Origin of the sequence: Rhodococcus sp. 15-649-2-2 (assembly GCF_002258645.1) — a bacterium.
GTDB lineage: Bacteria > Actinomycetota > Actinomycetes > Mycobacteriales > Mycobacteriaceae > Rhodococcoides.
This window is the reverse complement of the sequence record NZ_NPFM01000011.1, coordinates 222,071-248,002: the sequence shown is the minus strand read 5'-3', so window position 1 is coordinate 248,002 and position 25,932 is coordinate 222,071. Positions and strand designations below refer to the sequence as shown.

At 66.0% G+C, this 25,932-nt stretch carries 21 protein-coding genes; 12 read left to right on the top strand and 9 right to left on the bottom strand.

The genetic code is table 11. The features are described from left to right. Positions 1–6: 6 nt before the first annotated feature. From CH305_RS06215 to CH305_RS06200, 4 genes are read left to right on the top strand one after another with little or no spacing between them, the layout of a single operon-like run. A complete protein-coding gene (locus tag CH305_RS06215; protein WP_373454535.1) occupies positions 7–1,254 on the top strand; it encodes an AI-2E family transporter in 1,248 nt (415 codons plus the stop codon). Next, a complete protein-coding gene (gene macS / locus CH305_RS06210) occupies positions 1,241–2,410 on the top strand; it encodes a MacS family sensor histidine kinase (RefSeq protein WP_032405261.1) in 1,170 nt (389 codons plus the stop codon). The genes CH305_RS06215 and macS overlap by 14 nt, the downstream gene beginning before the upstream one ends. A 29-nt stretch (positions 2,411–2,439) precedes the next feature. Next, positions 2,440–3,066 carry a response regulator transcription factor gene (locus tag CH305_RS06205; protein WP_170944630.1) on the top strand — a complete coding sequence of 209 codons (627 nt, stop codon included), beginning with the start codon at positions 2,440–2,442 and terminating at the stop codon, positions 3,064–3,066. 37 nt (positions 3,067–3,103) lie between these two features. After that, positions 3,104–3,322 carry an autophagy-related protein 2 gene (locus CH305_RS06200; RefSeq protein WP_094617196.1) on the top strand — a complete coding sequence of 73 codons (219 nt, stop codon included), beginning with the start codon at positions 3,104–3,106 and terminating at the stop codon, positions 3,320–3,322. 2 nt (positions 3,323–3,324) lie between these two features. Here the strand turns inward: CH305_RS06200 and CH305_RS06195 are convergent, their stop codons facing one another. Continuing rightward, the gene (locus CH305_RS06195; RefSeq protein WP_032405807.1) at positions 3,325–3,714 is read right to left on the bottom strand and encodes a hypothetical protein; all 390 of its coding nucleotides are present in this window, start codon (positions 3,712–3,714) and stop codon (positions 3,325–3,327) included. Between the two features lie 110 nt (positions 3,715–3,824). Here CH305_RS06195 and CH305_RS06190 point away from each other — a divergent pair, with 110 nt between their 5' ends. The 3 genes from CH305_RS06190 (at position 3,825) to CH305_RS06180 (ending at position 7,622) form a co-directional block, all read left to right on the top strand. Further along, entirely contained in the window at positions 3,825–4,937 is a 1,113-nt protein-coding gene (locus CH305_RS06190; RefSeq protein ID WP_094703126.1) for a glycosyltransferase, read from the top strand. A 21-nt stretch (positions 4,938–4,958) separates the two neighbouring features. Then, on the top strand, positions 4,959–5,609 hold the full coding sequence (locus CH305_RS06185; RefSeq protein ID WP_094703125.1) for a DUF1707 domain-containing protein: 651 nt from the start codon (positions 4,959–4,961) through the stop codon (positions 5,607–5,609). Positions 5,610–5,687: 78 nt separating this feature from the next. Then, complete coding sequence (locus tag CH305_RS06180; RefSeq protein WP_179278205.1) at positions 5,688–7,622, top strand: DUF2339 domain-containing protein; 1,935 nt, start codon at positions 5,688–5,690, stop codon at positions 7,620–7,622. Between the two features lie 78 nt (positions 7,623–7,700). On the opposite strand, the gene CH305_RS06175 is transcribed toward CH305_RS06180, so the two are convergent. The 4 genes from CH305_RS06175 to trmB all read right to left on the bottom strand — a co-directional run bounded on the left by CH305_RS06175 (position 7,701) and on the right by trmB (position 14,715). Continuing rightward, the gene (locus CH305_RS06175; protein WP_037147310.1) at positions 7,701–9,854 is read right to left on the bottom strand and encodes an MMPL family transporter; all 2,154 of its coding nucleotides are present in this window, start codon (positions 9,852–9,854) and stop codon (positions 7,701–7,703) included. Positions 9,855–9,988: 134 nt separating this feature from the next. Continuing rightward, on the bottom strand, positions 9,989–13,255 hold the full coding sequence (locus CH305_RS06170) for an MMPL family transporter (RefSeq protein WP_094703124.1): 3,267 nt from the start codon (positions 13,253–13,255) through the stop codon (positions 9,989–9,991). Continuing rightward, a complete protein-coding gene (locus CH305_RS06165; RefSeq protein ID WP_230592732.1) occupies positions 13,256–13,942 on the bottom strand; it encodes an NYN domain-containing protein in 687 nt (228 codons plus the stop codon). Between the two features lie 14 nt (positions 13,943–13,956). Continuing rightward, positions 13,957–14,715, bottom strand: coding sequence for a tRNA (guanosine(46)-N7)-methyltransferase TrmB (gene trmB, locus CH305_RS06160; protein WP_032405268.1), 759 nt, complete (start codon positions 14,713–14,715; stop codon positions 13,957–13,959). 209 nt (positions 14,716–14,924) lie between these two features. Here trmB and CH305_RS06155 point away from each other — a divergent pair, with 209 nt between their 5' ends. The 4 genes from CH305_RS06155 to CH305_RS06140 all read left to right on the top strand — a co-directional run bounded on the left by CH305_RS06155 (position 14,925) and on the right by CH305_RS06140 (position 19,940). After that, the gene (locus CH305_RS06155; protein WP_094703123.1) at positions 14,925–15,989 is read left to right on the top strand and encodes a hypothetical protein; all 1,065 of its coding nucleotides are present in this window, start codon (positions 14,925–14,927) and stop codon (positions 15,987–15,989) included. Continuing rightward, a complete protein-coding gene (locus CH305_RS06150) occupies positions 15,986–17,464 on the top strand; it encodes a hypothetical protein (RefSeq protein ID WP_143545257.1) in 1,479 nt (492 codons plus the stop codon). Before CH305_RS06155 ends, CH305_RS06150 begins: the two co-directional genes overlap by 4 nt. Positions 17,465–17,498: 34 nt before the next feature. After that, positions 17,499–17,801: a DUF6802 family protein gene (locus CH305_RS06145; protein ID WP_052070345.1), complete on the top strand. Its 303-nt coding sequence runs from the start codon at positions 17,499–17,501 to the stop codon at positions 17,799–17,801. Positions 17,802–18,110: 309 nt separating this feature from the next. Then, the gene (locus CH305_RS06140; protein WP_032405271.1) at positions 18,111–19,940 is read left to right on the top strand and encodes a phosphoenolpyruvate carboxykinase (GTP); all 1,830 of its coding nucleotides are present in this window, start codon (positions 18,111–18,113) and stop codon (positions 19,938–19,940) included. A gap of 81 nt (positions 19,941–20,021) precedes the next feature. Here the strand turns inward: CH305_RS06140 and CH305_RS06135 are convergent, their stop codons facing one another. From CH305_RS06135 to CH305_RS06125, 3 genes are all read right to left on the bottom strand, one after another. Beyond that, positions 20,022–21,170 (bottom strand): DUF418 domain-containing protein, encoded by a 1,149-nt coding sequence (locus CH305_RS06135; protein ID WP_094703205.1) that lies wholly within the window; start codon positions 21,168–21,170, stop codon positions 20,022–20,024. A gap of 73 nt (positions 21,171–21,243) precedes the next feature. Next, complete coding sequence (locus CH305_RS06130; protein WP_032405272.1) at positions 21,244–22,122, bottom strand: ROK family protein; 879 nt, start codon at positions 22,120–22,122, stop codon at positions 21,244–21,246. Positions 22,123–22,131: 9 nt separating this feature from the next. Continuing rightward, a complete protein-coding gene (locus CH305_RS06125; protein WP_256983566.1) occupies positions 22,132–22,902 on the bottom strand; it encodes a class I SAM-dependent methyltransferase in 771 nt (256 codons plus the stop codon). 82 nt (positions 22,903–22,984) lie between these two features. On the opposite strand from CH305_RS06125, the gene CH305_RS06120 reads away from it, so the two are divergent. Continuing rightward, positions 22,985–24,226, top strand: coding sequence for a glycosyltransferase family 4 protein (locus CH305_RS06120; RefSeq protein ID WP_094703203.1), 1,242 nt, complete (start codon positions 22,985–22,987; stop codon positions 24,224–24,226). On the opposite strand, the gene CH305_RS06115 is transcribed toward CH305_RS06120, so the two are convergent. Further along, a complete protein-coding gene (locus tag CH305_RS06115; protein ID WP_094703204.1) occupies positions 24,146–25,909 on the bottom strand; it encodes a hypothetical protein in 1,764 nt (587 codons plus the stop codon). The genes CH305_RS06120 and CH305_RS06115 overlap by 81 nt on opposite strands. Positions 25,910–25,932: the final 23 nt, after the last annotated feature.

Sequence of the window (25,932 nt, the reverse complement as noted above, 5' to 3'; positions counted from 1 at the left end):
TAGCGGGTGAGCACCGACGAGTTGCGGGCGCAAGGTACGGGGGCGTCCCCGGGCCCCGCTTCGGCGGCAGATTCGGTGCACCCGCTGGTGCGGGTCGGGGCGGAATGGACGTGGCGAATACTTGTCCTGTTCGCCGGATTCATCACTTTCGCGTACGTGGTGGCGAAGCTGAGCACCGTCGTCATTCCGTTGGGTCTTGCACTGTTGGCGTCGGCGATGCTCGTGCCGGTCGTCGACTGGATGCATCGACGCGGAGTGCCGCGAGCCGTCGCGGTGATCATCGTGATCATTGCCAGCATCGGCGTCGTCGCCGGGATCATGACCTTCATCGTCGAGCAGTTCATCGAAGGTCTGCCGCAGGTGGGCGATCAGTTCACCCAATCGATCAACGGCGTCGAGGAATGGCTCAGCAGCGGACCGCTGCACATCAGCGAGGACCAGATTCGGCAGGCCACCGACAACCTGGTCAAGGTCATTCAGGACAACCAGGAAGCCGTCACCAGCGGAGCCCTGACGACCGCCGCGGTGATCGGTGAGATTCTCACCGGCGCACTGTTGACACTGTTCACGCTCATCTTCTTCCTGTACGGCGGCGATCAGATCTGGCGGTTCGTCACCCGGCTCGCGCCGACCGGAGCCCGCAGGAAGATCCGTACCGCGGGCATCCAAGGTTTCGGGTCTCTGGTGGGATACGTCCGCGCGACGGTTGCCGTGGCGGCCGCGGATGCCATCGGCATCGGTGCCGGTCTCGCCATTCTCGGTGTGCCGCTGGCTCTCCCGCTGGCCTCGTTGGTGTTCATCGGCGCGTTCATCCCGATCATCGGTGCCGTGTTGACCGGATTCGTGGCCGTGTTCATCGCCCTGGTGACGAAAGGCCTGATCACCGCAGTGATCACCCTCGGCATCGTGGTCGCCGTCATGCAGCTCGAAGGGCATGTGCTGCAACCACTTCTGCTCGGACGCGCGGTACGGCTGCATCCACTGGCGGTGGTGCTGTCCATCACCGTCGGAATTCTGCTCGCCGGCATCGTCGGTGGCCTGCTCGCAGTGCCGATCGTCGCAGTGCTCAACACCGCCGTGCGGTCGCTGCTCGCCGACGATCCGGAGGAGGTCTACGAGGAACTCGAACCGACCGACCCGCTGTACGCGGCCGAAGCGAGTGATCCGCACACACCTCCCGGTGCCGACGAGCCCGATCGACTTGCCAAGGGAGAACTGAAGATTCCGGGCCAGAACACCGATGCGGACGGCTGATCGGGTGCGGACCACGCTCACCTCGTCCGATCCCGACACCCCGCTGTGGCGGGCCTCGCAGGCCTTTCGCCTGATCACCCTCGTCTACGCCGTCAGCTACCAGGTCGCCACCGTCGACAACTACACCAATCCCCGCTTGAGCTGGGTGTTCGTTTCCCTGATGGCCGTGTGGTCCGGGGCATCGGCGTTGATGCTGGCGCGCGCATCGCTGCCACGGTGGCAGGTGGTGCTCGCCGATCAGGTGATCGTCATCGCCCTGATGGCCTCGACGCGGCTGGTGGCCGATTACGACTGGTACAGCACCCGCCAAACCCTGCCCACCACGCTGTGGGCCACCAATGCCGTCATCTCCGCGGCAATCCTGTTGGGCCCCAAGGGAGGGATTGCATCCGGTGTCGTGATGTCGGTGGTCAGCGCGCTCGTTCGCGATCGCTTCGACTCCGACCTCTGGTCCGACGCCACCGCTCCGGTATTGCTCTCGGCCGGGCTGGCGCTGGGAATGGCGTCGAACACTGCCCGGCGCGCTCACGAAGAGCTGCGTCGCGCAGCTCGATCGGCCGCGATCACCGAGGAACGTGAACGACTCGCCCGGCAGGTGCACGACGGGGTACTGCAGGTACTGGCCCTCGTGCGCCGGCGAGGGCTCGAAATAGGCGGGCCTGCTGCAGAACTCGCGAATCTTGCCGGTGAGCAGGAAGTCGCGCTGCGCGTGTTGATCTCGGAACAGGCCGCTCCGCGCGATGATCACACCGGCTCGATCGTGGACGTGCGCGCGTTGCTGCGCACGCAGGCCGGTACTGCAGTCTCCGTCTCCACTCCGGCCGACCCGGTGCTCGTCGAATCCGAAGTGGCCGAGGAACTCGCCGCAGTGGTGGCAACTGCACTGTCCAACGTCGAACTCCATGCAGGGTCCGCGGCCAAGGCGTACGTGTTGCTCGAGGACGTCGACGGAGAGCTGATCGTCAGTATTCGCGACGACGGCCACGGCATTCCCGCCGGACGGCTCGCCGCCGCCGAAGCCGAGGGTCGGATGGGCGTCTCGAAATCGATACTCGGCCGCGTCGAATCCCTGGGTGGCACAGCACTGCTCGATACCGCAGACGGCGAGGGGACCGAATGGGAGATTCGTCTTCCGAGAACGAAGGGACTTCGATGACAGAGGAGACGAATTCCGAGATCGCGGTGATGGTCGTCGACGATCACCCGATGTGGCGTGACGGCGTCGCCCGAGATCTCGAGGCCGCCGGATTCAGGGTCGTCGCCACCGCGGACGGCGTCGCCGCTGCCGGACGCCGCGCCCGAGCCACCACTCCCGACGTCGTGCTGATGGACATGCACCTGCCCGACGGCAACGGGGCCGACGCCACCGTGGCCGTCCTGGAGGCGTCGCCCGAGACCAAGATCCTGGTGCTCTCGGCCTCTGCCGAACGCAGCGACGTGCTCGACGCGATCAAGGCGGGCGCGACGGGTTACCTGGTCAAGAGTGCATCGGCGGAGGAGCTGTTCGACGCCGTCCGCGCCACCGCAGCCGGGCAAGCCGTGTTCACTCCCGGTCTCGCGGGCCTGGTCCTCGGGGAGTTCCGGCGGATGTCGTCGTCGCCCGAACCGGAATCCGATACGCGCCCCACGCTGACCGACCGGGAAACCGAGGTATTGCGACTGGTGGCAAAGGGTCTGAGCGCCAAGCAGATTGCGACGCGATTGACGCTCAGTCACCGCACCGTCGAGAACCATGTGCAGGCGACGTTGCGGAAATTGCAGCTGGCCAACCGTGTCGAACTGACTCGCTACGCCATCGAGAAGGGGCTGTAGGGGTTTGCGTCTCGGGCCGACGGGCACTCTTGACCCCATGACCGACAACAAAGCAGTGGACACCACCGTCGACCCGGCGAAGCACTCGAAGGGCGTCGACGCCGATCTCGATCAGACCGGTGCCGAACGCGACGAGGCGATCGACGAGTTCGACGGCCATCTGGACGGATCGGGTGACGAGCCTTCGCTACCGACCCCCGAGCCGACCCACGTGGCCGACAAATCCGACGAGAAGACCGTCACCCGCTCCGAGTAGTACTACTGCGCACACAGTTTGCCGAGCGCGAACTTGGCGACCGGTACGTACGGCAGGACCAGGGGCATCGGTCCGTCGATCGTCAGCCAGGCCCTGGTCCCGTTGGGTCGTGAGACGACGCCGTGCGTCAGGTCGACTCCGATGGCTTGATTCTGGAACCACGCCGACCATGCCCAGGTCCACGACCGCTCGTCGACCGAATGCACCCGAAAGTCGATCGGCAGTCCCAGCGGCCCCAGCACTCGGCCGGTGCTGTCCGCGGTGAGTCGCTCGCCACGATATTCGACGCCGATGATCTGGGGAGCCCAGGTTTTCCATGCCGTCGGCTCCATGTAGCGCTCCCAGACTTCGGGCGCTGCGGCGTTTCCGGTGGATTGCAGTGTCACTCGCATCTGTTCCACCTACCCGCTGGTAGCGATCCCCACACAGAAATTTCGCGAGGGTTCGGCCACTGTCCATCGCTGCGGTGCCCGGTGGACGTCCGGGTGGGAAGACTGGTCGGGTGCGCATCGTGCAGGTGGCCAACTTCTACGGACCTCGGTCCGGCGGTTTGCGGACGGCCGTCGACGAGCTGGGATCGGGCTACGTCGCAGGCGGCCACGAGGTGACGCTGATCGTGCCGGGAGCGCAGTGGAGCGAGGAACTGCTGCCCTCGGGGGTGGTGCGCATCGAGGTGCCCGCCCCGCAGATCCCGTGCACCGGCGGCTACCGGGTTGCCGACCCACGCCGAGTGTCGGCGGTGGCGTCCGGGCTGCGGCCGGACGTGATCGAGGTATCGGACCGGCTGACGCTGCGCGGCATGGGTAGCTGGGCCGCGCGGCGGGATGTGCGCAGCGTGATGATCTCGCACGAACGCCTCGACCGTCTGCTGGCACAGACGATGCCGATGCGCTGCGCGCGTCCCATTGCCGATCTGGCCAACCGCCGCACCGCCGAGCAGTACGACGCCGTTGTGTGTACCACCGAGTTCGCGCAACAGGAGTTCGAGCGCATCGGGGTTCAGAACGTGCATCGGGTGCCACTCGGAGTGGATCTCGACCTGTTTCATCCGCGGCGTCGGCACGTGGGTGATCGGTCTGCATGGTTGGCCAACGCGGATCGTCTGCTGGTGCACTGCGGCCGCTTGTCGGTGGAGAAGCACGTCGAGCGAAGTATCGATTCGCTTGCTGCACTCAACGATTCGGGTATACGCGCTCGATTGGTCATTGCCGGCGACGGTCCCCGCCGGGCCGGCCTCGAACGACGCGCCCGAGGCCTCCCGGTGGACTTCCTGGGCTTCGTCACCGGCCGGTCGACCGTCGCCGCGCTGTTGGCCTCGGCCGATATCGCCCTTGCCCCCGGCCCACACGAGACGTTCGGACTCGCCGCGCTGGAATCACTGGCAGCAGGTACACCCGTCGTCGTCTCCGAGACCTCGGCGCTGGCGCAGATCGTCACCCCGCACTGCGGAGGATCCTCGAAGAACACTGCCGACGGGTTCGCTGCGGAGATCGAGCGAGTACTCGAACTGCCGGTGGACGGCCGTCGTATCGCCGCCAGGTTGCGTGCCGAGGAGTTCGGCTGGCCCGCATCGGTGTCCGGAATGCTGTCGGTTCTCGGCGGTCGCGCAGCCTGAGATCTTCGCTACCCTGAGTGCATGGAGGCAAGGGATCTGCGAGTGTCCGATGCCGAACGTGAACACGTCGGGCAATTGCTGCAACGCGCCGTGGGGCAGGGCATGCTCTCGCTCGGTGAGTTCACCGAGCGAATGGACACCGCCCTGGCGTCGAAGACGCGCGGTGAGCTGAACTCGGTTCTCGTCGACCTGCCCGGGATGCACCTGGTCGAGGAGCATGGCCCGGCACCGAAACCCTTCGCCGCGCCGACCCCGCAACAGCCTCCACGCCGTGTTGTTCAGGAGCATTGGGGGCACGGCGGCGGCGCGTCGGACACACTGCGCGGCACCATGTCCACCATCACCCGCAAGGGACCGTGGAACGTGCCGCCGAGCCTGCGTGTCTCCACCCGCATGTCCACGGTGACGCTCGACTTCACCCAGGCAGTCATGTCGACGCAGGTGGTCGAGATACACGTCGACGACTACTGCAGCACCGTGACACTGATCGTGCCCACCGAAGCGACCGTCGACCTCAACGGTGTCGACACGGTGGCGGGCAGCGCCACCAACAAGGTCCGTACCGGACCGCCCTACGGTCCGCTGCATCTTGTGGTGTCGGGCAAGGTTCGGTTGGGCTCGGTGACCGCAAAACATCCCTTCGGCAGCTCGATCCGCAGGATGTTCGGCTAGAGATTCGGCTGTTCTACTCGAGAGAACCGAGTAGCACTACTCACGCTTTTCGGCGGCAATGCTCGCAGTATCTAACCCATGACTTCTTCCCAGAACTCCGGGTTGGATCCGCAACTCGTCGCGCGACTGTCCAGTCGCTTCGATTCCCTGGGCGACCACATGCGTCAGGTGGCCGTCGATCTGCAGACCTTGCAGTCGCAACTCGGTGCCGCTCCCCAGGCTCCTGCTCGTGCTCCTCAGGCCCCTGCCCCGGTGCCGCCTGCTCCCGTTGCGCTGTCCTATGCGCCGCCTTTCGTGCCGCAGCAGCTCCCACCGCAGAACTACGGTCAGCCGATGTATCGGACCATGGGGCAACCCGCGGGTCAGCCGGTGGGCCAGCCGGTGGGTCGCACTCAGCCGGCCGCCCCTGGTCCGGTTGCAGCGCCACGTGGGCCTGTGGTCGCGCCGCGTCCGTCCGCTCCGCCGAGGGAGCCCTGGTGGCAGCGCGACGGGGTCATCAGTCGTCTGCTGGCCGTCGCCGGGGCCGGCGTCACCCTCGTCGGTGTCGTGATGCTGTTGGTGCTCGCGGCGCAGGCCGGGTGGTTCGGCCCACCGCTGCGGGTCGCGGCCGGAGCCGTCTTCTCCCTCGCGCTGATCGGTGCGGGCGTTCGGGTGTTCGGGCGCTCCGGTGGACGGGTCGGCGGAATTGCTCTCGCTGCCACCGGCATCGCGGGCCTGTACCTCGACGTGCTTGCGACGTCCGTTCTGTACGGCTGGCTCGATCCCGTGATCGGGCTGATCGTCGCATTCGGAATTGCAGCTGCCGGAACAGCTCTGGCGGTGCAGTGGAAGTCGCAGCCGATGGCAGTGTTGATTCTGGTCGGCGTCGCGGTGTGCGGCCCGGTACTGACCGAGGGCCTCACCCTGGCGTTGATCGCATTCTTCATCGCCACGTATGTCGCCGGCTTCCCCGCCCAGATCGGTCGGAATTGGCAGATCCTGCAGGTTGTTCGGACCGTTCCCCTCGTCGGCACGGTGTTGACTGCGGTCGCCACTGCCGACATGAACGGCTCGACCGATAACTACTGGCTGCTCCTGGCAATCGTGCTCACGGCTGTACTCGGTATCGGAATGTCGCTGGAGCTGTTGCGCCGCAACGTCTCCGATGTGGTTGCGACCGTGATGATCGCCCTGCCGGCGCTGCCGGTCCTGCTCTCCGTCGACATCTTCGACCGCGGTGTTACCGTCACCCTTCAACTGGTTCTCGCTGCTGCCGCAGTGGCGATCGTGGCTGTGGTGAGCTGGTTGCCGGGACATGCTCGCATCACGGTCGCGGTGATCGGTGCCCTGGCCACGTTGCAGGCTGCAGTCGAGTCGACAACCCTCGAAATCCGTCCGGTCGTGCTGTTCGCTGTCGCCCTCGCTCTGCTCGCCGTGGCGCACAGCACTCGCTCGACACTTGCGTACCTGATCGGCAGCGGATTCGGCGTGATCGGTGCACTGATGTTCGTCTCGGTCTGCCCGCCCCGGGCGCTGTTGGACTCCGATTTCGCCGTCGGCAGTGCCGGCATCGTGATCGGTGGAATCCTGCTGGCAGCAACGGCCTTCGCCTTCGCCTATGTACTGGCCGAGTTGAACCTGGTCGACGACGGAATGCAGACCCTCGCCATCGTCTCCGGCGTACTCGCGCTCTACGGACTGACGGCGTCGACGGTCATGCTCGGCATCGGAGTCGGCGGCGAATCAACAGGATTCACGGCAGGTCACACTGCCGCGACCATCGAGTGGATGATCGCAGCCTTCGCGCTCCTGGCCTTCGGGCTGCGTAGCGTCACGCATGCCCATGCGGCACTCGTGGCCGGACTGGCCCTGACGGCGGCGGCCATCGCGAAACTGTTCCTCTTCGACCTCGTCGCGCTGGACGGACTGTTCCGAGTCATCGCTTTCATCGCAGTGGGTCTGCTGCTGCTGATCGCGGGCACCCGATACGCCAAGGTGTTCGCCGATCGCGAGAGTGCGGCAGTTTCTTCCTGATCCCCTGCTGCGTCGATGGACCATTGCACACGTCTCGGCGGTGCAATGGTCCATTCACGCGTTGCGGGGACAGGCGCGTCAGTCGTCTTTCGGGACGGTCTCGCCGAGTCCGAGCTTGCGCTGCATTCGTTTCATTCCGGCCGGTGCCCACCAGCTGGCGTCGCCGAGCAGTTTCATCGTCGCGGGCACCAGGAACATGCGGATGACGGTCGCGTCGATGATCAGAGCGGCGATCATGCCGTACGCGATGTACTTCATCATCACCAGATCGGAGAACGCGAATGCCCCCGTGACGACGATGAGGATCAAGGCCGCGGCGGTGATGATGCGACCGGTGTGAGAGGAGCCGATATGGATGGCTTCGCTTGTACTGGAGCCCTTTTCGCGAGCCTCGACCATCCGGGACAGGAGGAATACCTCGTAGTCGGTGGAGAGTCCGAAGACGATTGCCGCGATCAGCAACAGAATCATCGCCATGATCGGTCCGGGGGTGAAATTCATCCAACCGGCACCGTGGCCGTCGATGAAGATCCACGTCAGAATTCCCATCGTGGAACCGAGCCCGAGCGTCGTCATCAGTACCGCCTTGATGGGCAACACCAGCGATCCGAACGTCAGGAACATCAGTACCGTGACGACGATGACGACCAGTGCCGCCATCAGGGGTAGGCGATCGACCATCGCATCGATCGAATCCCGTTCGATCGCAGGCGTTCCCGTCACCTGCATCGTCGTGCCGTCCGGAGTGTCGATGCTGCGGAGGAATTCGATGGCGGGCGCGCTGTCGTTCCGATCGATCAACCCGGCCTTGAAGACGATGATGCCGTCCTTGCTGGCACCGACCGGGGTGAATTGCTCGATCAGGCCGGGTGCGTTGTTCGCCTGGGTGGTGATGGCTGCGAGTGTGGAACCCTGCGCGTTCTGGATGACCAGTTTGATGGGCTCGGTGCGTTGGCCGGGGAACAACTCGTCGAACTGTTCCTGCGCCACTCGCGTCGGATTGTCCGGTGGCAGATACGTTTCGTTGATTCCGCCGAACGCGAGATTGCCGATGGGCAACGTCAGGGCCAGCAGTCCGAGAACGATGGTGACGACCACTTTGATGGGATTGCGCATGACCCAGTGCGTGAGCTTGCCCCACCTGCCGTTCTCGATCTCTTCCGAGGACTTCGTCTTGCGCATGAACGCGAGGCCGAGCGCATCGACGCGTGGGCCGAGAATCGACAGAATGGCGGGCAGGATGGTGATCGCGTTCAGGGCCGCGAGAGCAACCGTCGCAATCGAACCCAGGGCGACCGATCGCAGAAACCCGTGCGGAAACAGCAACAGGCCACCGAGGCACGCGACGATGATCGTCGCCGAGAACGCCACCGTGCGACCGGCGGTCATGACTGTTCGACGGACCGCATCGGGCGTCGATCTGCCGTCTCCCAGCTCCTCGCGGAAACGGGAGACGATGAACAGGCCGTAGTCGATGGCCAAGCCGAGCCCCACCAGCGACACCACCGGTGCGACGAAGGTGTTGACCTCGGTGACGTGGGTGAACAGCTTCACGATGCCGTTGGCCCCGATGACCGTCAGCGCGCCGACGATGAGGGGAAGCGCGGCAGCAACAACGCCGCCGAAGACGAAGAACAGCAGCACCGCGACGGCGGGGATGGCGAGGACCTCCATGCGATGGATGTCGTCGGTCATCGTCGACTGCAGAGAGGCCGCCACCGCCTGCTGTCCGGCGACCTGCACATCGACACCGTCGATGTAGAAGGCGTTCTGCACGGCCTCGAAGTTCTCGGTCAGTTCGGTGTCGTTGCTTCCGACGATCGCGATGCTGGCGATGGCATGCTGCTTGTCGGCGGTGCCGAGCGCCGCGAGCACCGGTGCTTCCGCAGTTCTGAAATAGCTGCCGTTGATCTTCGCGATGCGGTCCGGGTGGTCGGCGACCAGCGAATCGAGATTCTGGATGATCGCGGCATCGAACGACGGATCATCGATGTTCGAGCCCTCGGGAGCTGTGTAGAGCACGATGACATCGCCCTCGGTGTCACGCCCGAACGTCTCGTCCGCAAGATTGCTGGCCGCGGCCGACTGCGACGTCGGATCGTCGAATCCGCTCTGGCTCAGGTGGTCCGGTAGATCCCAGCCGTACGCCGCCAAGATCGCCAGCCCGGCCACCATCACCCCGAGAACGCTGTACCGAAGGCGGTGGACGAAGTTTCCCCATCGAACGAACACGTGTGTGTCACTCCCCCTCGGTGCACGCGGCGTCACCGCCTCGTGAATGAAACTTCGACCCCACTACGAGGCAGGAGTGTAGCCTGCGCAACGACCTATGCAGGTGAGCCGCTCACCTGCGCGGCAGCGCTCCATCAGCGTGAACGGTTGCGTTCCCTCGCAAGCAATTCGCTGACACTGAGTACCTGCCCGTTCTCCCCGCCGCGATGACGGCCACTGTCGCCACCCTCGGTTGCCGGTGCCGCACGACGGCCCGACGGCCTGTCCGACTCGGATCCGTTGGTGCCGTTGCGCTCGGACCCGGTGCGTTCGGACCCTGTGCGTTCGGACCCGTTGCGCTCGGACCCGTTGCGCTCGGACCCACGGTGTTCGGATCCATTGCTGCCGTTGTGCTCGGTGTCGTTGCCGGCGCGATGCTCGGTGCCATTGCTGCCATTGCTGGCGTTGTGGCCGGATCCGTTGCTGCTGTTGCCGTTTCGATTCGAGCTGCTTCCGGCTGACCCGTTCGGTGCAGAGCCGTTGTCAGCAGAGCCGTTTCGAGCAGAGCCGTTCTCGCCGTGACCGTTCCGATCGGATCCGTTGACGGTCGCGTTCGGCCGACTCGGCGGCGACGCACTGGGTGCGCGCAGATCGGCGAGCCAACTCTCGATGGACCGTGAGTCCGGTTCCTCGGCTCGAGGTGCCCGAGCAGGGCGGGGTCGGCTGGGCGGTGCGACCGGCGGACGCGGTGTGCTCGGTGCGCGCGGCGGCTCGACCGACGGAGAATCCGCAACCGGATCGACCGAGGGCGCAGGTCGAACTACCTCTGCGGCCTGGGTCGGTTCCGGCTCGACGGCCGGACGTGGCCCTGCAGTGGGACGTTGCCCTGCAGTGGGACGTTGCCCTGCAGTAGGACGTTGCCCTGCAGTAGGACGTGGCCCTGCGTTCGGATGCGGCTCCACGGTCGGACGTGGACGTGGTGGTGTCGGCTGATTCGGGGCAGAGCGCGGAGCTTGCTGCGCAGGGGGAGCCGCCGGAGTTTCGCGGGTCGGCTCGGGTGGTGTTGCCGGCCGTCCCGTCACACTGCGCCGTGACTCTTCTTTCGCGGCGTGGGTCGCCCGGATGGGGCCCGAACCATGGGGCGCGACAACAGGAATGGGCTCGGTGAGCGGTTCGCTGCGGCGCGGTGCCGGACGCAGCGGCGGTGCGACCGTGGTGGACGGTGCACCCCCGGCGAGGGCGAGCTCTGGCACATCGGCGATGGGGAGGAGCTCGTCCTCGAGGATGGTCTCGCCGAGTCCGAGCTTGCGCTGAATTCGCTTCATCCACTGCGGAGCCCACCAGCAATCGTCGCCGAGCAGTTTCATCGTGGCGGGCACGAGGAACATGCGGATGAGGGTGGCGTCGATGATGAGTGCGGCGATCATGCCGTACGCGATGTACTTCATCATCACCAGATCGGAGAACGCGAACGCTCCGGTCACGACGATGAGGATCAGGGCCGCGGCGGTGATGATGCGACCGGTGTGCGAGGTTCCGATTCGGATGGCTTCGCTTGTGCTGGCACCCTTTTCGCGAGCCTCCACCATGCGCGAGAGTAGGAACACCTCGTAGTCGGTGGACAAGCCGAACACAATCGAGATGATCAGCACCAACACCGGAGCCATGATCGGACCAGGGGTGAAATTCATCAGCCCCGCGCCGTTTCCGTCGATGAATATCCACGTCAGAATGCCCATGGTGGCACCGAGACCGAGGACGGTCATGAGCACCGCCTTGATCGGCAACACCAACGATCCGAACGTCAGGAACATCAGCAGCGTCACGATGAACACCACGAGCACGGCCATCAGCGGCAATTTGTCGATGAGTGCGCTGATCGAGTCCTGCTCGATGGCAGGAGTGCCGCCGACGAGAACCGACGCTCCGTCCGGCACGTCGATACTGCGGAGGAAGTCGATGGCGGGTTTGGAATCGTTGCGATCGACCAGACCGGCCTTGAAGACGATGATGCCGTCCTTGCTGGCACCCACAGGGGAGAACTGTTCGACCAACCCGGGAGCGTTGTTCGCCTGGTTGGTGATCGCGGCTAGGTTGGCGCCCTGCGCATTGCTGATCACCAGTTTGATCGGCTCGGTGCGCTGACCGGGGAAGAGCGTGTCGAACTCGCCCTGCGCTTCGCGGGTGACGTTGTCGGGAGGCAGGTAGGTCTCGTTGATGCCGCCGAATTTGATGTTGCCGACGGGCAGCGTCAGCAGCACCAGACCGAGCACGATGGGCACGGTGACCTTGACGGGGTTGCGCATCACCCAGCGGGTGAGGCGGCCCCACATGCCGTTCTCGATTTCCTCGCTCGACTTGGTCTTGCGCATGAACTTCAGACCGAGCGCGTCCACGCGTGGGCCGAGGATCGCGAGCATGGCGGGCAGGATCGTGATGGCCGTCAGTGCCGCGAGCGCGACGGTGGCGATGGAGCCGTAGGCCACCGACTTCAGGAAGCCCTGCGGGAACAGCAGCAGTCCACCGAGGGACGCGACGATCATCGTCGCCGAGAACACCACGGTGCGACCGGCCGTCATGACGGTCCGGCGCACGGCCTGTGGCGTCGTGTAGCCGTCGCCGAGTTCTTCTCGGAATCTCGACACGATGAACAGTCCGTAGTCGATGGCCAGGCCGAGGCCGACCAGTGAGACCACGGGCGCAACGAACGAGTTCACTTCGGTGAAGTTGGTGAACACCTTCACGATGCCGTTGGCTCCGACGACGGTCAGGCCACCGATGATCAGCGGAAGCGCGGCTGCGACCACGCCACCGAAGATGAAGAACAGCAGCACCGCGACGGCCGGGATCGCCAGTAGCTCCATGCGGTGGATGTCGCCGGCCATGGTCGACTGCAGTGCGCCCGCCACGGCTTGCAGTCCGGTCACCTGGACGTCGACGCCGTCGATGTAGAAGACGTCCTTGACGGCTTGGAAGTTGTTGGTCAGCTCGGTGTCGTTGGCACCGGCGATGGCAACGCTGGCAATGGCGTGTTGCTTGTCGGTGGTGCCGAGCGCGGCGAGGTTCGGAGCAGTCGCCGTCCGGAAGTAACTGCCGTTGACCTTCTCGATCTGGTCGGGGTGGTCGGCGGCGAGAGAGTCGAGATTGGCGACGATCTTGGACTGGAAATCCGGGTCGTCGATAGTCGATCCCGCAGGGGCCGTGTAGAGCACGATGACGTCACCCTGCTTGTCGCGACCGAACGTGGTGTCCGCCAGACGGGCAGCCTGGGCCGATTCCGAGGTCGGATCGTCCCAACCGCTCTGACTGAGATGGCTGTTGAGATCGAGACCGTAGGCTGCGAAGCCCAACAGCCCGGCCACCATGACACCGATAACGGTGTACCGCAGCCGGTAGACGACGTCTCCCCATCTGGCGAACACTTAAGAAACTCCTTGGCGCCCGACGAGCAGGGCGGACAGCGGTCGGAAGGGCTGCAGCCACGCGCCCTCGTCGGGGAGGGAGTCGAGACTCACCCGTGGCAGTGGCTCACGGAAGACGCCAGGAATGTCCTCGAGATCGAGAAATTCCAGGATGTCCGACGTGACAGCCCAGCTTGCGTGCTCCCGGAAACCCAGTACCTGGACCGGCACTCCGGTTGCTGCGATGGCCTCCAGCGGGCCCTTGAACGCTTGACCGTCGGCGGACGCGACCATGACCCCGGCGAGGCCGCCGTCACGGTTGCGGAAATCGATGTGGTCGAGCATGTCGGCGTCGACATCGCTGTCTTCGTCGACCTTGGGCTTGGCGAACACCGCGAAGCCCACGTTACGCAATGCTTCGACCCAGGGTCGGACGACATCGGCGCTACCGGGAGCGATATTGGTGAACACCGTCGCCTCGGGTTCGAGCGTCGCGGTGCCCGAGGTGGAGAGTTCGGCGGTGCGGCTGAGCAGCCAACGGCCCAGTGCATCGAACCGTGGGCGGTAGGCGGCGGTGGGTCTGCCACCCAGAATTGCACCCAGTCCCATGTCCAGGTTGGGGGCGTCCCAGACCAGCAGGACGCGCTTGCTGTGGCGCGATTCACCGATCGCGCCGAGTTCGGAGGGGTCGATCACGGTGTCGGGCATGTCCGTACTGACGCTCATGCTGTCTTCTTTCCCCAGATCAATTCCGTCACCGAGCTGCCGACCAGCTGTGCCTTGCCCTCGAACTTGGTCACCGGCCGCTCGTGCGTCATGGGCGATTCCCAATCGAGAACGGTCAAACCGGGTTCGGCGTTCCCGGCCTCGGCAATCCACTCAGCGTATTCGGCATGATCGGTGGCCACGTGCAGAACGCCGCCCGGCTTCAGTCGATCCGCGATCATCGCGAAGGTCGGCCCCTGCAGCAGGCGACGCTTGTGGTGGCGAACCTTGGGCCAGGGATCGGGAAAGAAGACCCGGACTCCGGTCAACGACTCCGACGACAACATGTTCTCGAGCACGTCCATGGCGTCACCGCGAAGCAGCCGGATGTTCTCGATGCCTTCTCGTTCGATCTGCTGCAGCGTCTGCGCCAGGCCGGGACGGTAGACCTCGACGGCCATGAGGTTGACGTGCGGCTCGGCCGAGGCCATCGCCGTAGTGGCCGTGCCGGTACCCGACCCGATCTCGAGAATCGCCGGTCCGCTGCGGCCGAACCAGGCGTCGATGTCGATCTGCTCGTCGGCGACATCTCGGCCGATACGCGGCCACAGGCTGTCCCAGGTGGTCTGTTGAGCCTCGGTCAGCGCTCCACGCCGAGAGCGGAAGCTCGTCACTCGTGGGTACAGCCGTGAGCCCCGTTCGTGGGTGCGCGCTGCGTTCTCCTCGGTGTCGACAGAGGTGTCCTGAGACTCGTTCACGGCTCCATTGTCGCGCATCGACGGGGCGTGTGACACGTGGGTCTCGAGTTGAAGTTGAGACTTGGCGTCCTGCCGCTGATCAGGGGCAGGAAGTCCGCGACTAATTACAACGGTGCAATTCTTCGGGGCGGGTCGTGCAGCTCACCGATGTGCCAGAATCGGTGCCGCAGCAGGGGGCTGTGCGCCGCGTCCGGGGGCAGACGGCGGTCGTTCTGGGGGGATCGAATATGAGCGTGGCGGGTTTCGGACGACTGCGAGACCGCACCGCCGTGAGCTCGATCGGGGTGACTGCCGACGACGGTGCTCGGGAGGCCGTCGACACCGCGCTGCAGGATCGACTGCGGCCGCTGATCGTGCGGGTGACGGGTCGAACCGGAGTGGGTAAATCCGCGATCCTCGCGATCCTCGAGTCGGTGCGCCTCGACGCGGACGGCCTCGATGTGCGGGTGCGCGAAGACAGCGTCACCGACAACACGGACTTCGACGTTCTCGTCTACGTCATCGCAGGCGCGGTGTCACCGGTCGACACTGCGTTCCTGAGTTCGCCTCCCGGCGGCGCGCAGGACGGGACCGTCGTTGTGCTCACCAAGGCGGACACCCTCGACGATCCAACGGCGGCGGCTGCGGCGGCCTCCCACCAGCTCGCGCGGACGGTGCTGCCGGTGATGGGTGCGACCGCAGCGGGACTGGGCGGCACGGGACTGCGCGGCATGGGTCGGTCCGGGGTTTCGCTCGTCATGGCCGACGTTCGCGCCGTCGCTGCGAGCGAGGTGGGCCCAGCAGACCTGTTGACCGTGGAGCGCTTCCTCGCCGCCGATATCACCGTCTCGACGCGTCGCCGAGAGGCACTGATCGAGTGCATCGAACTGCGCGGCGTCGCCCTGCTGATCGACGTGCTGCGGCAGAGAACCGCTGTGTCCGACGGTGATGCGCTGCGTGAGCTGGCCGATGCCACCGGTGTCGACGCGGTGCTGGCCGCGGTGTCGACGGCGGTGTCGGTAGCCGCAGCGAGGCGCGACGCACACCTGCACCGGAGCCTGCAGCAGATCGGCGCTCGGCATCGACAGCTGCGCGGTGCCGTCGAGTCGTACCTGGCCTCGGACGAGGCCGTGGCAGCGGAAATGCGCTGCGCTGCTCTGCATTTGGGCTTGCCGATCGAGACCGGTTCCGAGCAGGTCGTGGTGGAGCAGGCAGCGCTGTGGAAACAGCGCGCGGCCGCGGCCGGGGACTCGGGAGTGCGTCGGTCGGCACTCGCGTTGTGTCGGGGCTACGTGCGGATGCTGCGGCGATGACGCCGTTGTCGGAGGACATGAAAAGCGTTCTTCGGCGCTGGAACTCGGATGCACTCGATCGGATCGCCCGGGCGCGGGAGAGCCGACCCGCCGGGGTGCACCTGACCGGCACGGCCGGATCGGGGAAGTCGGAGCTGCGCCGCGAGCTGTCCCGGCTCGGTGGCGTCGAATTCTCGGATTCGGTAGCCGACGCAGCCGTCGTGCTGATCGTCGTCGACGCGTCGGCTCCGGTCGATCGTGTCGAGATCGAGCGATGGCGAGGGGCACTCGAATCCACGCCGGTCGTGTTCGTGGTGAACAAGATCGACGTGCACAGGCACTGGCGTGAGGTGGTGATCGCCGACGGTGACCTGGTGGCCGAGTGTGTTCCGCGAGCGGTGGAGTGCACGTTCCACCCGGTCTCGGTCCGGTTGGCACGGGTGGGGAGGGACAGTGGCGACGCAGCAGTGTGCGTCGAATCCGGCCTCGGGGCTGTGACGGACCGGCTCGGTGTGCTGCTGCTGGACGCCACAGCTCTCGGAGCGCAGCGCAAATACGCTGCGGCGGTGCATGACTGCGCCGCCGGAGCCAAAGCGTCGATCGTAGCGAGAGCTCGCGCAGTGACCGGGGGTAGCGACTCCGTTCCACTTCGCGCGCGACGAGCCGCACTCGTCGGCGAACGAGAGAGCCTCGGTGGTGATCGACGTGCGCTGTTGCACAATCGGATTCAGCGGCTTCGGGTGGAGTCGCTCCATGCCGCCGCCGAGGATCTTCGCGAACTGGGCGTCGAGGTGAGGGGATCGATCGACGGGGCACGGCGGGCCGAGCTGAAGCACTTGCCCGCGCATGTCGCCGAGTCGGCGCGAGGTGCGCAGAGGCGAGCCGACGCTGCGCTCACCGCGGGACTGCGAGCGGTGGAGTCCGATCTGGGGCTCGGCCAGACGGTGGCCCAGGCGAGCGCGGAGGACGCGTCGCTCGACATCGGGGCACCGTCCCGGCGTCGCGGTATCGAGGACGCCATCATGATCGTGGTCGGGGCGTCGGCGGGAGTCGGCCTCGGACGCCTGATCGTCTCTCCGATGGCACTGGTGCAGGCGTGGGCGGTGGCCAACACCGTGATCACCCTCGTTCTCGGCGGGGCGCTCGCGTGGTGGTTGACGCGGTCGCGGGCGTTGGTGTCGGATCGGTCGCACATGCGGAGCTGGACGCAGGAATGTCTGGCCCGAGTGAAGTCCGCGGTGGAGCAGCGGCTGCTCTCGCGCATCCTCGAAGCCGAGTCCGCTCTCGCGGCCGCCCTCGCGGTGGCGGACCGGGAGGCCGCGGCCCGCATCGACGTCGCGCTTGCCGAGGTGGATGCCGAATTACGCGCGCTTGCCGACCACCGATCGGCGTTGCTGTCGGCGTGCGATCGGGATCTCTCTGCACTCGAACGGGGGCTGGAGCGATTCCGCGGCCCGGTGGAACCGTTCGATCTGTCCGTGCGTCGGAGTCAGTAGGTGCAGTGTCGGTCGAACTGGATGAGGGGCGTCGATGATCGCGGTGGATGGCTTCGCAGCGGAAGGTTTTCCCACGGATGACGTGGCGCAACACGAGTTCGACGCGGGTGCGCCCGTCGTCTCGGCCGACCTTCTCGATCTCGACGGCGACGGTCACTACGAGACCACCGTGCGGCACACCGATGCCGGGATCACGGTGGCGACCGACGTCGACGGTGATGGTGTGACAGACAAGTTCACCGCCTTCGGACGTGACGGCCAATACCGAAGCTGGGAGATTTTTCGCGAGGCGAACGGTATTGGCAGGGGTGAAATGTCCGAATCGGGCGAGCTGTAACGCCACGGCATGGACAGCGTATCGCCCCTGGTCGAAGCCTTCTTGCGCGGATCTTTCCCAATCTGAATCGGTCTTGTGACCAATCGGACAACACCCTGTTTCTGGATTCACGTCGCTCGGCGTTAACCTGATGAACAGGACATCCGGCGCTCGGTCCTCGGCTTGCCGTACCCAGTAACATGGTGTACTGCAGCTCGAACGGCCGAGCAGCGCCCCGCCGAGAGGGGAAAACCGAGATCTACTCGTGCGTGCTTGCCCACAGCGATCGTGCGAATTCTTCCCGGTTCCGGCTAACCCCAGGAGAGTTAGATGACCTCAGCGACCATTCCCGGTTTGAGCGGCACCGACAGCGTGCCGACTCGACACAAAGAACTGCTTGCCTGGGTTGCTCAGGTAGCCGAACTGACCGAACCGGACTCCGTGGTGTTCGCTGACGGATCCGACGCCGAGTGGGAGCGCCTGACCGACAAGCTGGTCGAGGCAGGCACCTTCACTCGTCTCAACGACGAGAAGAAGCCCAACTCGTTCCTCGGCAACTCCGATCCGTCGGACGTCGCCCGTGTCGAATCGCGCACGTACATCTGTTCCAAGGAAGAGATCGACGCCGGTCCCACCAACAACTGGATGGACCCGTCCGAGATGCGGACGCTGATGACCGATCTCTACCGCGGCTGCATGCGCGGACGCACCATGTACGTCGTTCCGTTCTGCATGGGCCCGCTCGACGCCGCCGATCCGAAGCTGGGCGTCGAGCTCACCGATTCCGAATACGTCGTCATCTCCATGCGCGTGATGACCCGCATGGGCCAGGCTGCGTTGGACAAGATCGGCGAGGACGGGTTCTACGTCAAGGCGCTGCACTCGCTCGGCGCACCGCTCGCGGAGGGCCAGGCCGACGTGCCGTGGCCGTGCAACGACACCAAATACATCACGCACTTCCCCGAGGATCGCGAGATCTGGAGCTACGGATCCGGTTACGGCGGCAACGCTCTGCTGGGCAAGAAGTGCTACTCGTTGCGTATCGCCTCGGCGATGGCCCACGACGAGGGCTGGCTCGCCGAGCACATGCTGATCCTCAAGCTGATCTCGCCCGAGGACAAGGCCTACTACATCGCGGCGGCATTCCCGTCCGCGTGCGGCAAGACCAACCTCGCGATGATTCAGCCGACCATTCCGGGCTGGCGCGCCGAGACCATCGGCGACGACATCGCGTGGATGCGCTTCGGTGAGGACGGTCGTCTCTACGCCGTCAACCCCGAGTTCGGTTTCTTCGGCGTCGCGCCCGGCACCAACTGGGACTCGAACCCGAATGCGATGAAGACCATCGATCAGGGCAACTCGGTGTTCACCAACGTCGGCCTCACCGATGACGGCGACGTGTGGTGGGAAGGCCTCGAAGGCAAGCCCGATCACCTCATCGACTGGAAGGGCAACGACTGGACCCCCGAGTCCGGAACCGATGCCGCACATCCCAATTCGCGTTACTGCGTGCCGATGGCCCAGTGCCCGTCCATGGCTCCCGAGTGGGACGACCCGCAGGGTGTACCGATCTCGGCAATCCTGTTCGGCGGACGTCGCAAGACCACCGTCCCGCTGGTGACCGAGGCCCGCGACTGGCAGCACGGCGTGTTCATGGGAGCCACCGTCGGCTCCGAGCAGACCGCTGCCGCCGAGGGCACCGTCGGTACCGTCCGACGCGACCCGATGGCGATGCTGCCGTTCCTCGGCTACAACGTGGGCGATTACTTCCAGCACTGGATCGACCTCGGCAAGAACGCCGACGAGTCCAAGCTGCCGAAGGTGTTCTACGTCAACTGGTTCCGCCGCGGCGACGACAAGCGCTTCCTGTGGCCCGGATTCGGCGAGAACTCGCGTGTGCTCAAGTGGATCGTCGAGCGCATCGAGCACAAGGCCGCTGGCGTCGAGACACCGATCGGCGTGGTCCCCACCGCCGAGGCACTCGACATCGACGGACTCGACACCACCGTCGACGACGTGGCCGAGGCACTCGCGGTGAACACCGAGGAGTGGAAGGCCGAGATCCCGCTGATCCAGGAGTGGTTCGACTTCGTCGGCGAGAAACTGCCCACCGGGATTCAGGACGAATTCGACGCCCTCAAGCAGCGTTTGGGCGCGTAGTATTCACGACACGGAACGGGGCTCACCGAGGGGTGGGCCCCGTTCTGGCTGTGTGGGTCAGGTCGTGAGCGCGGCGATGCATCACCGGATCAGTGATGGCGGTCCGTAAGTGACCCGCCGGATCAGCGTTTCGAACGGTCCTCGCGACCCCGCCCGTCGCAGCCGGTCGGCGAGTACAACCGTGAGTACCCATGTGGTAACGGCCAGCATCGCGACGCCGATGACGGACAGATCGTCCGAGAGGTCGAGCAGCACCGGAGTGAAGGCGATCGTCCAGACCACCGACTGTGCGAGGTAGCAGGTCATCGATCGTTGTCCCGCCGCCTGGACGGCAGTGATGAACCAGCAGGGATGGTCCGAGACCCGGTGCGCGATCAACGCGAGCAATGCGGCGTAGCCGATTCCCCCAGCAACGCCCGACGCGTCGTGCCACGGTCCGATCAGGCTCAGGGTCTCACTGTTCGGGATGCTCACGAGGCCGAGGTGGATCGCCGCGACGGGTTGCGCGCCGACGACGGCAACGCCGATCCCGACGGTTGCGACGGTGCGCAGCAGCCGAAGGTGATTCTCGGGTCGTTCGAGTATCCGTCGTCGACCGGCCCAGAGTCCCGCCGCGAACGGGCCGAGGAATCCGAACGGCCCCAGCGCTGCCACGTACAGCGAGACCCCGGAGCGGCTGCCCAGGTCGGCCCACGACCGGGGTAGTGCGGTCTCATCGGGTCCCATCAGGCTCGTCGCGAGGGAATCACCGGACGGCATCGTGATGAGAGCGAGCATCGCTGCGGCGACGGCAAGCAACCACCCGCCCCGCCAGTGGACCATCCAGGCACCGAACAGGAGTAGGACGCCATAAGCCGTGAGGATGTCGCCGGCGTAGAGCAGCGTCGCGTGCAGGAAACCGACCAGGATCAACACGACTGCTCTGCGCCAGAGCAATCGCCGAACCGCTCTGCGGGATGAATCCCCTTGGCGTCGAACGATCTGGGCCACACCGTATCCGAAGAGCAAACCGAACATGGGAAACGCGCGTCCGTCGACGAACGTTGTGAGCAGCCAAGCGACGGCTCCGTCGACGCGCCCGCTCGCGTAGGGGAAGCCGCCGAACCACTCTGGGGACTGCAGGAAGTAATGCGAGTTCGCCAGTGCGATGAAAAGAAGCATGAACCCACGGGACAGGTCAGGGCCGAGAGCACGCTCGGTCAACGAAGTGGGCGCTGCGTCGGACGGCATGAGTCGACTCTGCGGTACGAGCTGGTACTCCCGCATCGGCCGAAAGTTGCTTCTGAGCCCGTCGAAAGGCTCGTCAGGTCGTGAGAGCGGCCGCCCCGGCGAGAGTTCCCAGGCCACCGAGTGCAGCGGGAACTACCTGCAGGCCGCCGAGGAATGTCAACCGGGCGTGCAAGGCGATCGACTCCTGTATCGGGTCCCACAGTGGCGGGCCGGCCTGAGCGAAGCCGCCGCCGATCACCACCATGCGAACGTCCGTCAGTGCGACGGCCGAGGCAATCGCCTGGCCCAGGGCCACTCCGGCGCGTTGCAGTGAGGTGATGGCGCGCGGTTCGCCTGCGGCGGCGTCCGCGGCCAGTTCGACACCGGTACTTCCCGGCCACCCCTGCTCACGTGCCCACCGCACCGCCGAGGGCCCACTCGACACCGTTTCCACGCACCCGATTCCGCCGCACGCGCAGGGCGTCGTCGAACCGGGAACGACGATGTGGCCGATGTGACCGGCGTTGCCGCTGGCTCCGGCGACGATCTTTCCGCCCAGCACCAACCCACCGCCGATGCCGGTCGAGACGACCAGGCTCAGTACGTCGGGCACACCCACAGCGGCACCGAAGCGATACTCACCCAGTGCCGCTGCGCTGCCGTCCATCGCCAGACGTATTTCGGCATCGGGAAGCACGGCGGAGATGTGCTCGCCCAGACCGAATCCGTTCTTCCACTCGTCGATGTTGATCGGTGCGACCGATCCGGTCTCGAGGTTCACCGGCCCGGAGCAGGCGACGCCGATGCGGTCGATGTGCTGTCCAGGAGCGATCTTCCGAAGCAACGACGCGCATGCAGGCCACACCCCGGACTCGGGAGTCGGGACCGTCACCGGGTTCTGCGGCCGACCGTCCTCGCCGACGAGTGCCGCTGTCATCTTGGTGCCGCCGATGTCGAGCGCGAGTGCCGTCATCGATCCAGGCTAAGCGGTGGGCCGCATGACAAGCACCAGGTTGCTGCCCAAGAATTCGCGGAGTATCGGAACGCGCATCATCCACCATGCCCAGCGCGGGTGGTAGCGCGGGAAAGCAGCTAGTAACGTTGCGTTGGGAGTGCTTCGTGCCCAACGCAATCCGTCCGACGCGCTGATGTCGAACAGTGATTCGCCGAAGCGATTCTTCGGTTCGTGACCGGTGCTGCGGGCGTAGCGGCGGGCCGCGTATTCGCCGCCGAGGTAATGCCAGGGCCGGGTCTCGTGACCGCCGAACGGGCCGAACCAGATGGTGTACGAGAGCACCGCGAGGCCGCCGGGTTTGGTGACACGGAGCATCTCCTCGGCCATGGTCCAAGGCTCGCGCACGTGTTCGGCGACGTTGGAGGAGAAGCAGATGTCGACGCTGTCGTCGCGAAAGGGCAGTGCCATGCCGGAGCCGCGCACCGAACCGGGAATCTGCAGACCCGCCGCGTGCATCTCCGAGGCATCGGGCTCGACGGGCAGGTAGCGCGCGCAACTCGCACCGAACACCTCGGCGAAGTAGCCGGGTCCGCCGCCGACGTCCAACACCGTCGCCGCCGACATGTCGGTGCCGGTCAGGCCCCGATACAGATCACCGATCAGCTCGACGGAATCGCGCGCCAGGGCCCCGTAGAAGATGTCCGGAGCGCTCTGCTCGTGGCCGAAGTCCTTCAGCAGCTTCACCGAGCGGCGCAGTGTCGCGCGGGAGGCGAACAGACGTGTCACGGCGGAAGTCACGAAAACGAACCCTAGCGGTTACTGTGGCAGCGGTAATCGACGGCGGTCGAGACGAGCATGCGGAAATTGGGTGAAGCGAGCTGTGCGCGAGGTTCTGTTGCTGTGCTGGCGCGATACCGGGCACCCGCAGGGCGGCGGCAGCGAGCGTTACCTCGAGCAGGTAGGCGCAGGTCTGGCTCGACGCGGTGTCCGCGTCACGCTGCGGACGGCGTCGTACCCCGGAGCTCCCGCCGAGGAGATCGTCGACGGCATCCGCATCAGTCGCGGCGGCGGTCGCCTGTCGGTGTATCCCCGCGCATTGGCCGCCATCGCAGCCGGGCGACTCGGATTCGGCCCGCTCAAGGGCATCGCACCCGACGCGGTGATCGATACCCAGAACGGCATTCCCTTCTTTTCACGTGCCGCGCTCGGCGTTCCCGTCACGTTGCTGGTGCACCACTGCCATCGTGAGCAGTGGCCGGTCGCCGGGCCGATGATGGCCAAGCTCGGCTGGTGGCTCGAATCGACGGTGTCTCCCCGAGTGCACCGTCGCAATCAGTACTTGACGGTGTCGCTGCCGTCCGCGGACGAGCTGATCGCTCTCGGCGTCGACCGCGAGCGCATCGCCGTGGTCCGCAACGGCGCCGACGAGATCCCGCAGTCGGTCCACGAGGGTGACGACAGCACCCGTACCGCGTACCCGTCGCTCACTGTGCTGTCCCGGTTGGTTCCGCACAAGCAGATCGAGGACGCTCTCGACGTCGTCGCGGCGCTGCGCGGCCGGATCCCCGACATCCACCTGGACGTCATCGGTGGCGGCTGGTGGGAGCAGAATCTCCGCGACTACGTGCGCGAACTGGGGATCGAGCAGTACGTCACCTTCCACGGCCATGTCGACGAGGAGCGCAAGCACGAGTTGCTCGGCCGTTCGTGGGTGCACGTCATGCCCTCGCGCAAGGAGGGTTGGGGCCTCGCGGTCGTCGAAGCCGCTCAGCACGGTGTTCCCACGGTCGGCTATCGCAGCTCCAAAGGGCTCACCGATTCGGTCATCGACGGCGTCACCGGCATTCTGGTGGGCGGACAGTCGGTCGAGGACCGGGACGTCTCCGGTCTGACCGCTGCCGTTTCGGAGCTGCTGCAGGACGCCGAAGCCCGCACTCGCCTGGGCGAGAAGGCGCGAGTGCGCGCAGGAGAGTTCTCCTGGGAGCAGTGTGCGCAGGGTGTGTACTCGGTACTCGACGCGACGACGCGTGGCGCGTGGTCGTCAGGTCTCGTTGGAGCGTCCGACGTTGTGTCGCAAGGTGATTCGGCTGGAGTGTCGAAGGCGTCCCAGCCCTGTCGCTAGGCCCCCGAGAAGCAGCAGTGCCCAGGCCAGGTGGGCGACGACGACGGCCGTGTTCGAGCGGCTCTCGGTGATCACGGGATCGGGTACCCGGTAGAGCGTGAGCTGCTCGTCCTCGTACACGGCGTCCAACCGGTTCAGCGTCTGCGCGGAGTCGCCGAGCTCGCCGGGGGTGGTGTTCTCCACCAACACCCACCCGACGCCCAATTCTGCGAGTGTCTCCGCGGATTCGCCTGCGAGCAGAGCGTTCTGGACGTCGGTGGCACGAGTGCCCTCGCCCCGCACCGTGCCGCCTGCGACGATGAGCTCGCCGGTCTGCAACACGTCCAGTGGCAGCATGCGCGGCGCGGGATCGAGCACGGGAGCAGTGCCGCTGTAGGGAAAGCGGCGGAACATCCCGGCCGGTAGCACCGCGACATCGCCGGCGTTGCCCTGCAATTCGGCTGCGACCGCCTGCCAGGAGGCCGGATAGACGACGGGCCGCATCGAGTTCCCGACGCCCCAACCCAGGTCGGGTAGTGCAATCAGCAGGGCCAATATCGCAACGGCGCTGCCGAATCGGGTGCGCTGGACCGCGCTCAGCGCGGTTGGTTGCACCGGATTCGGTCGATGCCGGGGAGTGAACGCAGCCGCGGCGGCCAACGCATAGATCGGCATCGCCAGCGCGACCCATTTCTGAGAGTCCCGGAGCAACCCGGCGCCGGGCACCGTCTCGCCCACCGCTCGGGCGACTGCCAGCCCCGGTCCCGTTGCTGCGAGCGCAGGGACTGCGATGGCAAGCAACGCAACGACAGCGAGTCCCAGGATCACCGGATTTTTTCGACGCCGGATCAGCGGCCGCACACCGAACGCGACCACGGTCAGCAGAATCGCGGTGCCCGCGAATGCGAAACTGCTTGTACGAGAAGCGGGTACGGCATCGGAGTTCCAGATTCCGCCGAGGCCGGCCAGGGAGCCGAGCGTGCCGAGTCCCGGCTCGGCCCGAGCCGCGAATGCCGCCCATCCCGCCGGATCCGCCTGCTCGACGCCACTGCCGGACACGGCTGTCGCCACCAGCCACGGCGCCGACGCCACCGCCGCGATCACCAGGGTGACGACCACGCGCAGGCCGCGTCGGGCACCCCCGGGGAGGGCGAGAATCACCGACGCGAGAGTGGCGGCAAGCAGTGCGCCGGTGGGGGTGAGGCCGGCGGCAGCGAGACAGACGGCAAGGGCCCACCAGGAACGCCCCTGTCTGACCGCGAGCGCTGCGACCACGGTCCAGGGGAGGGCGGCGTAGCCGACGAGCAGACTCCAATGTCCTTGTAGCAAGCGCTCGGCGACGTACGGGTTCCACATCGCCACGGTCGAGGCGACGAGCAGCGCGGGCAGGGGAGCGGTCGGTAACACCGCACGAGCCATGACGGCAGCGCCCCAACCTGCCAGCCACAGCGCCAGCAGCAGGATGGTCTTGACGACGAGGCCACCGTCGAACACCGTCGTCAGCGCTGCGATGGCGGCGTCCTGCGGGACGGCTCGCGCGGCCGCGTCGGCGATTCCCCAGGCGGAGTCGGTGAAGTAGGAATGGGGAGTACTGACGGCGTCGCGCAGCAGGAGGTATCCGGGGCCGAGAAGTGGTCCGAGAATCACCAGCGCCAGCAGCAGACTGTAGAGCGGTGGCGTCCACCTCGACCTCGACCGCGCCATGATCGGCACCCTATACCGTGGGC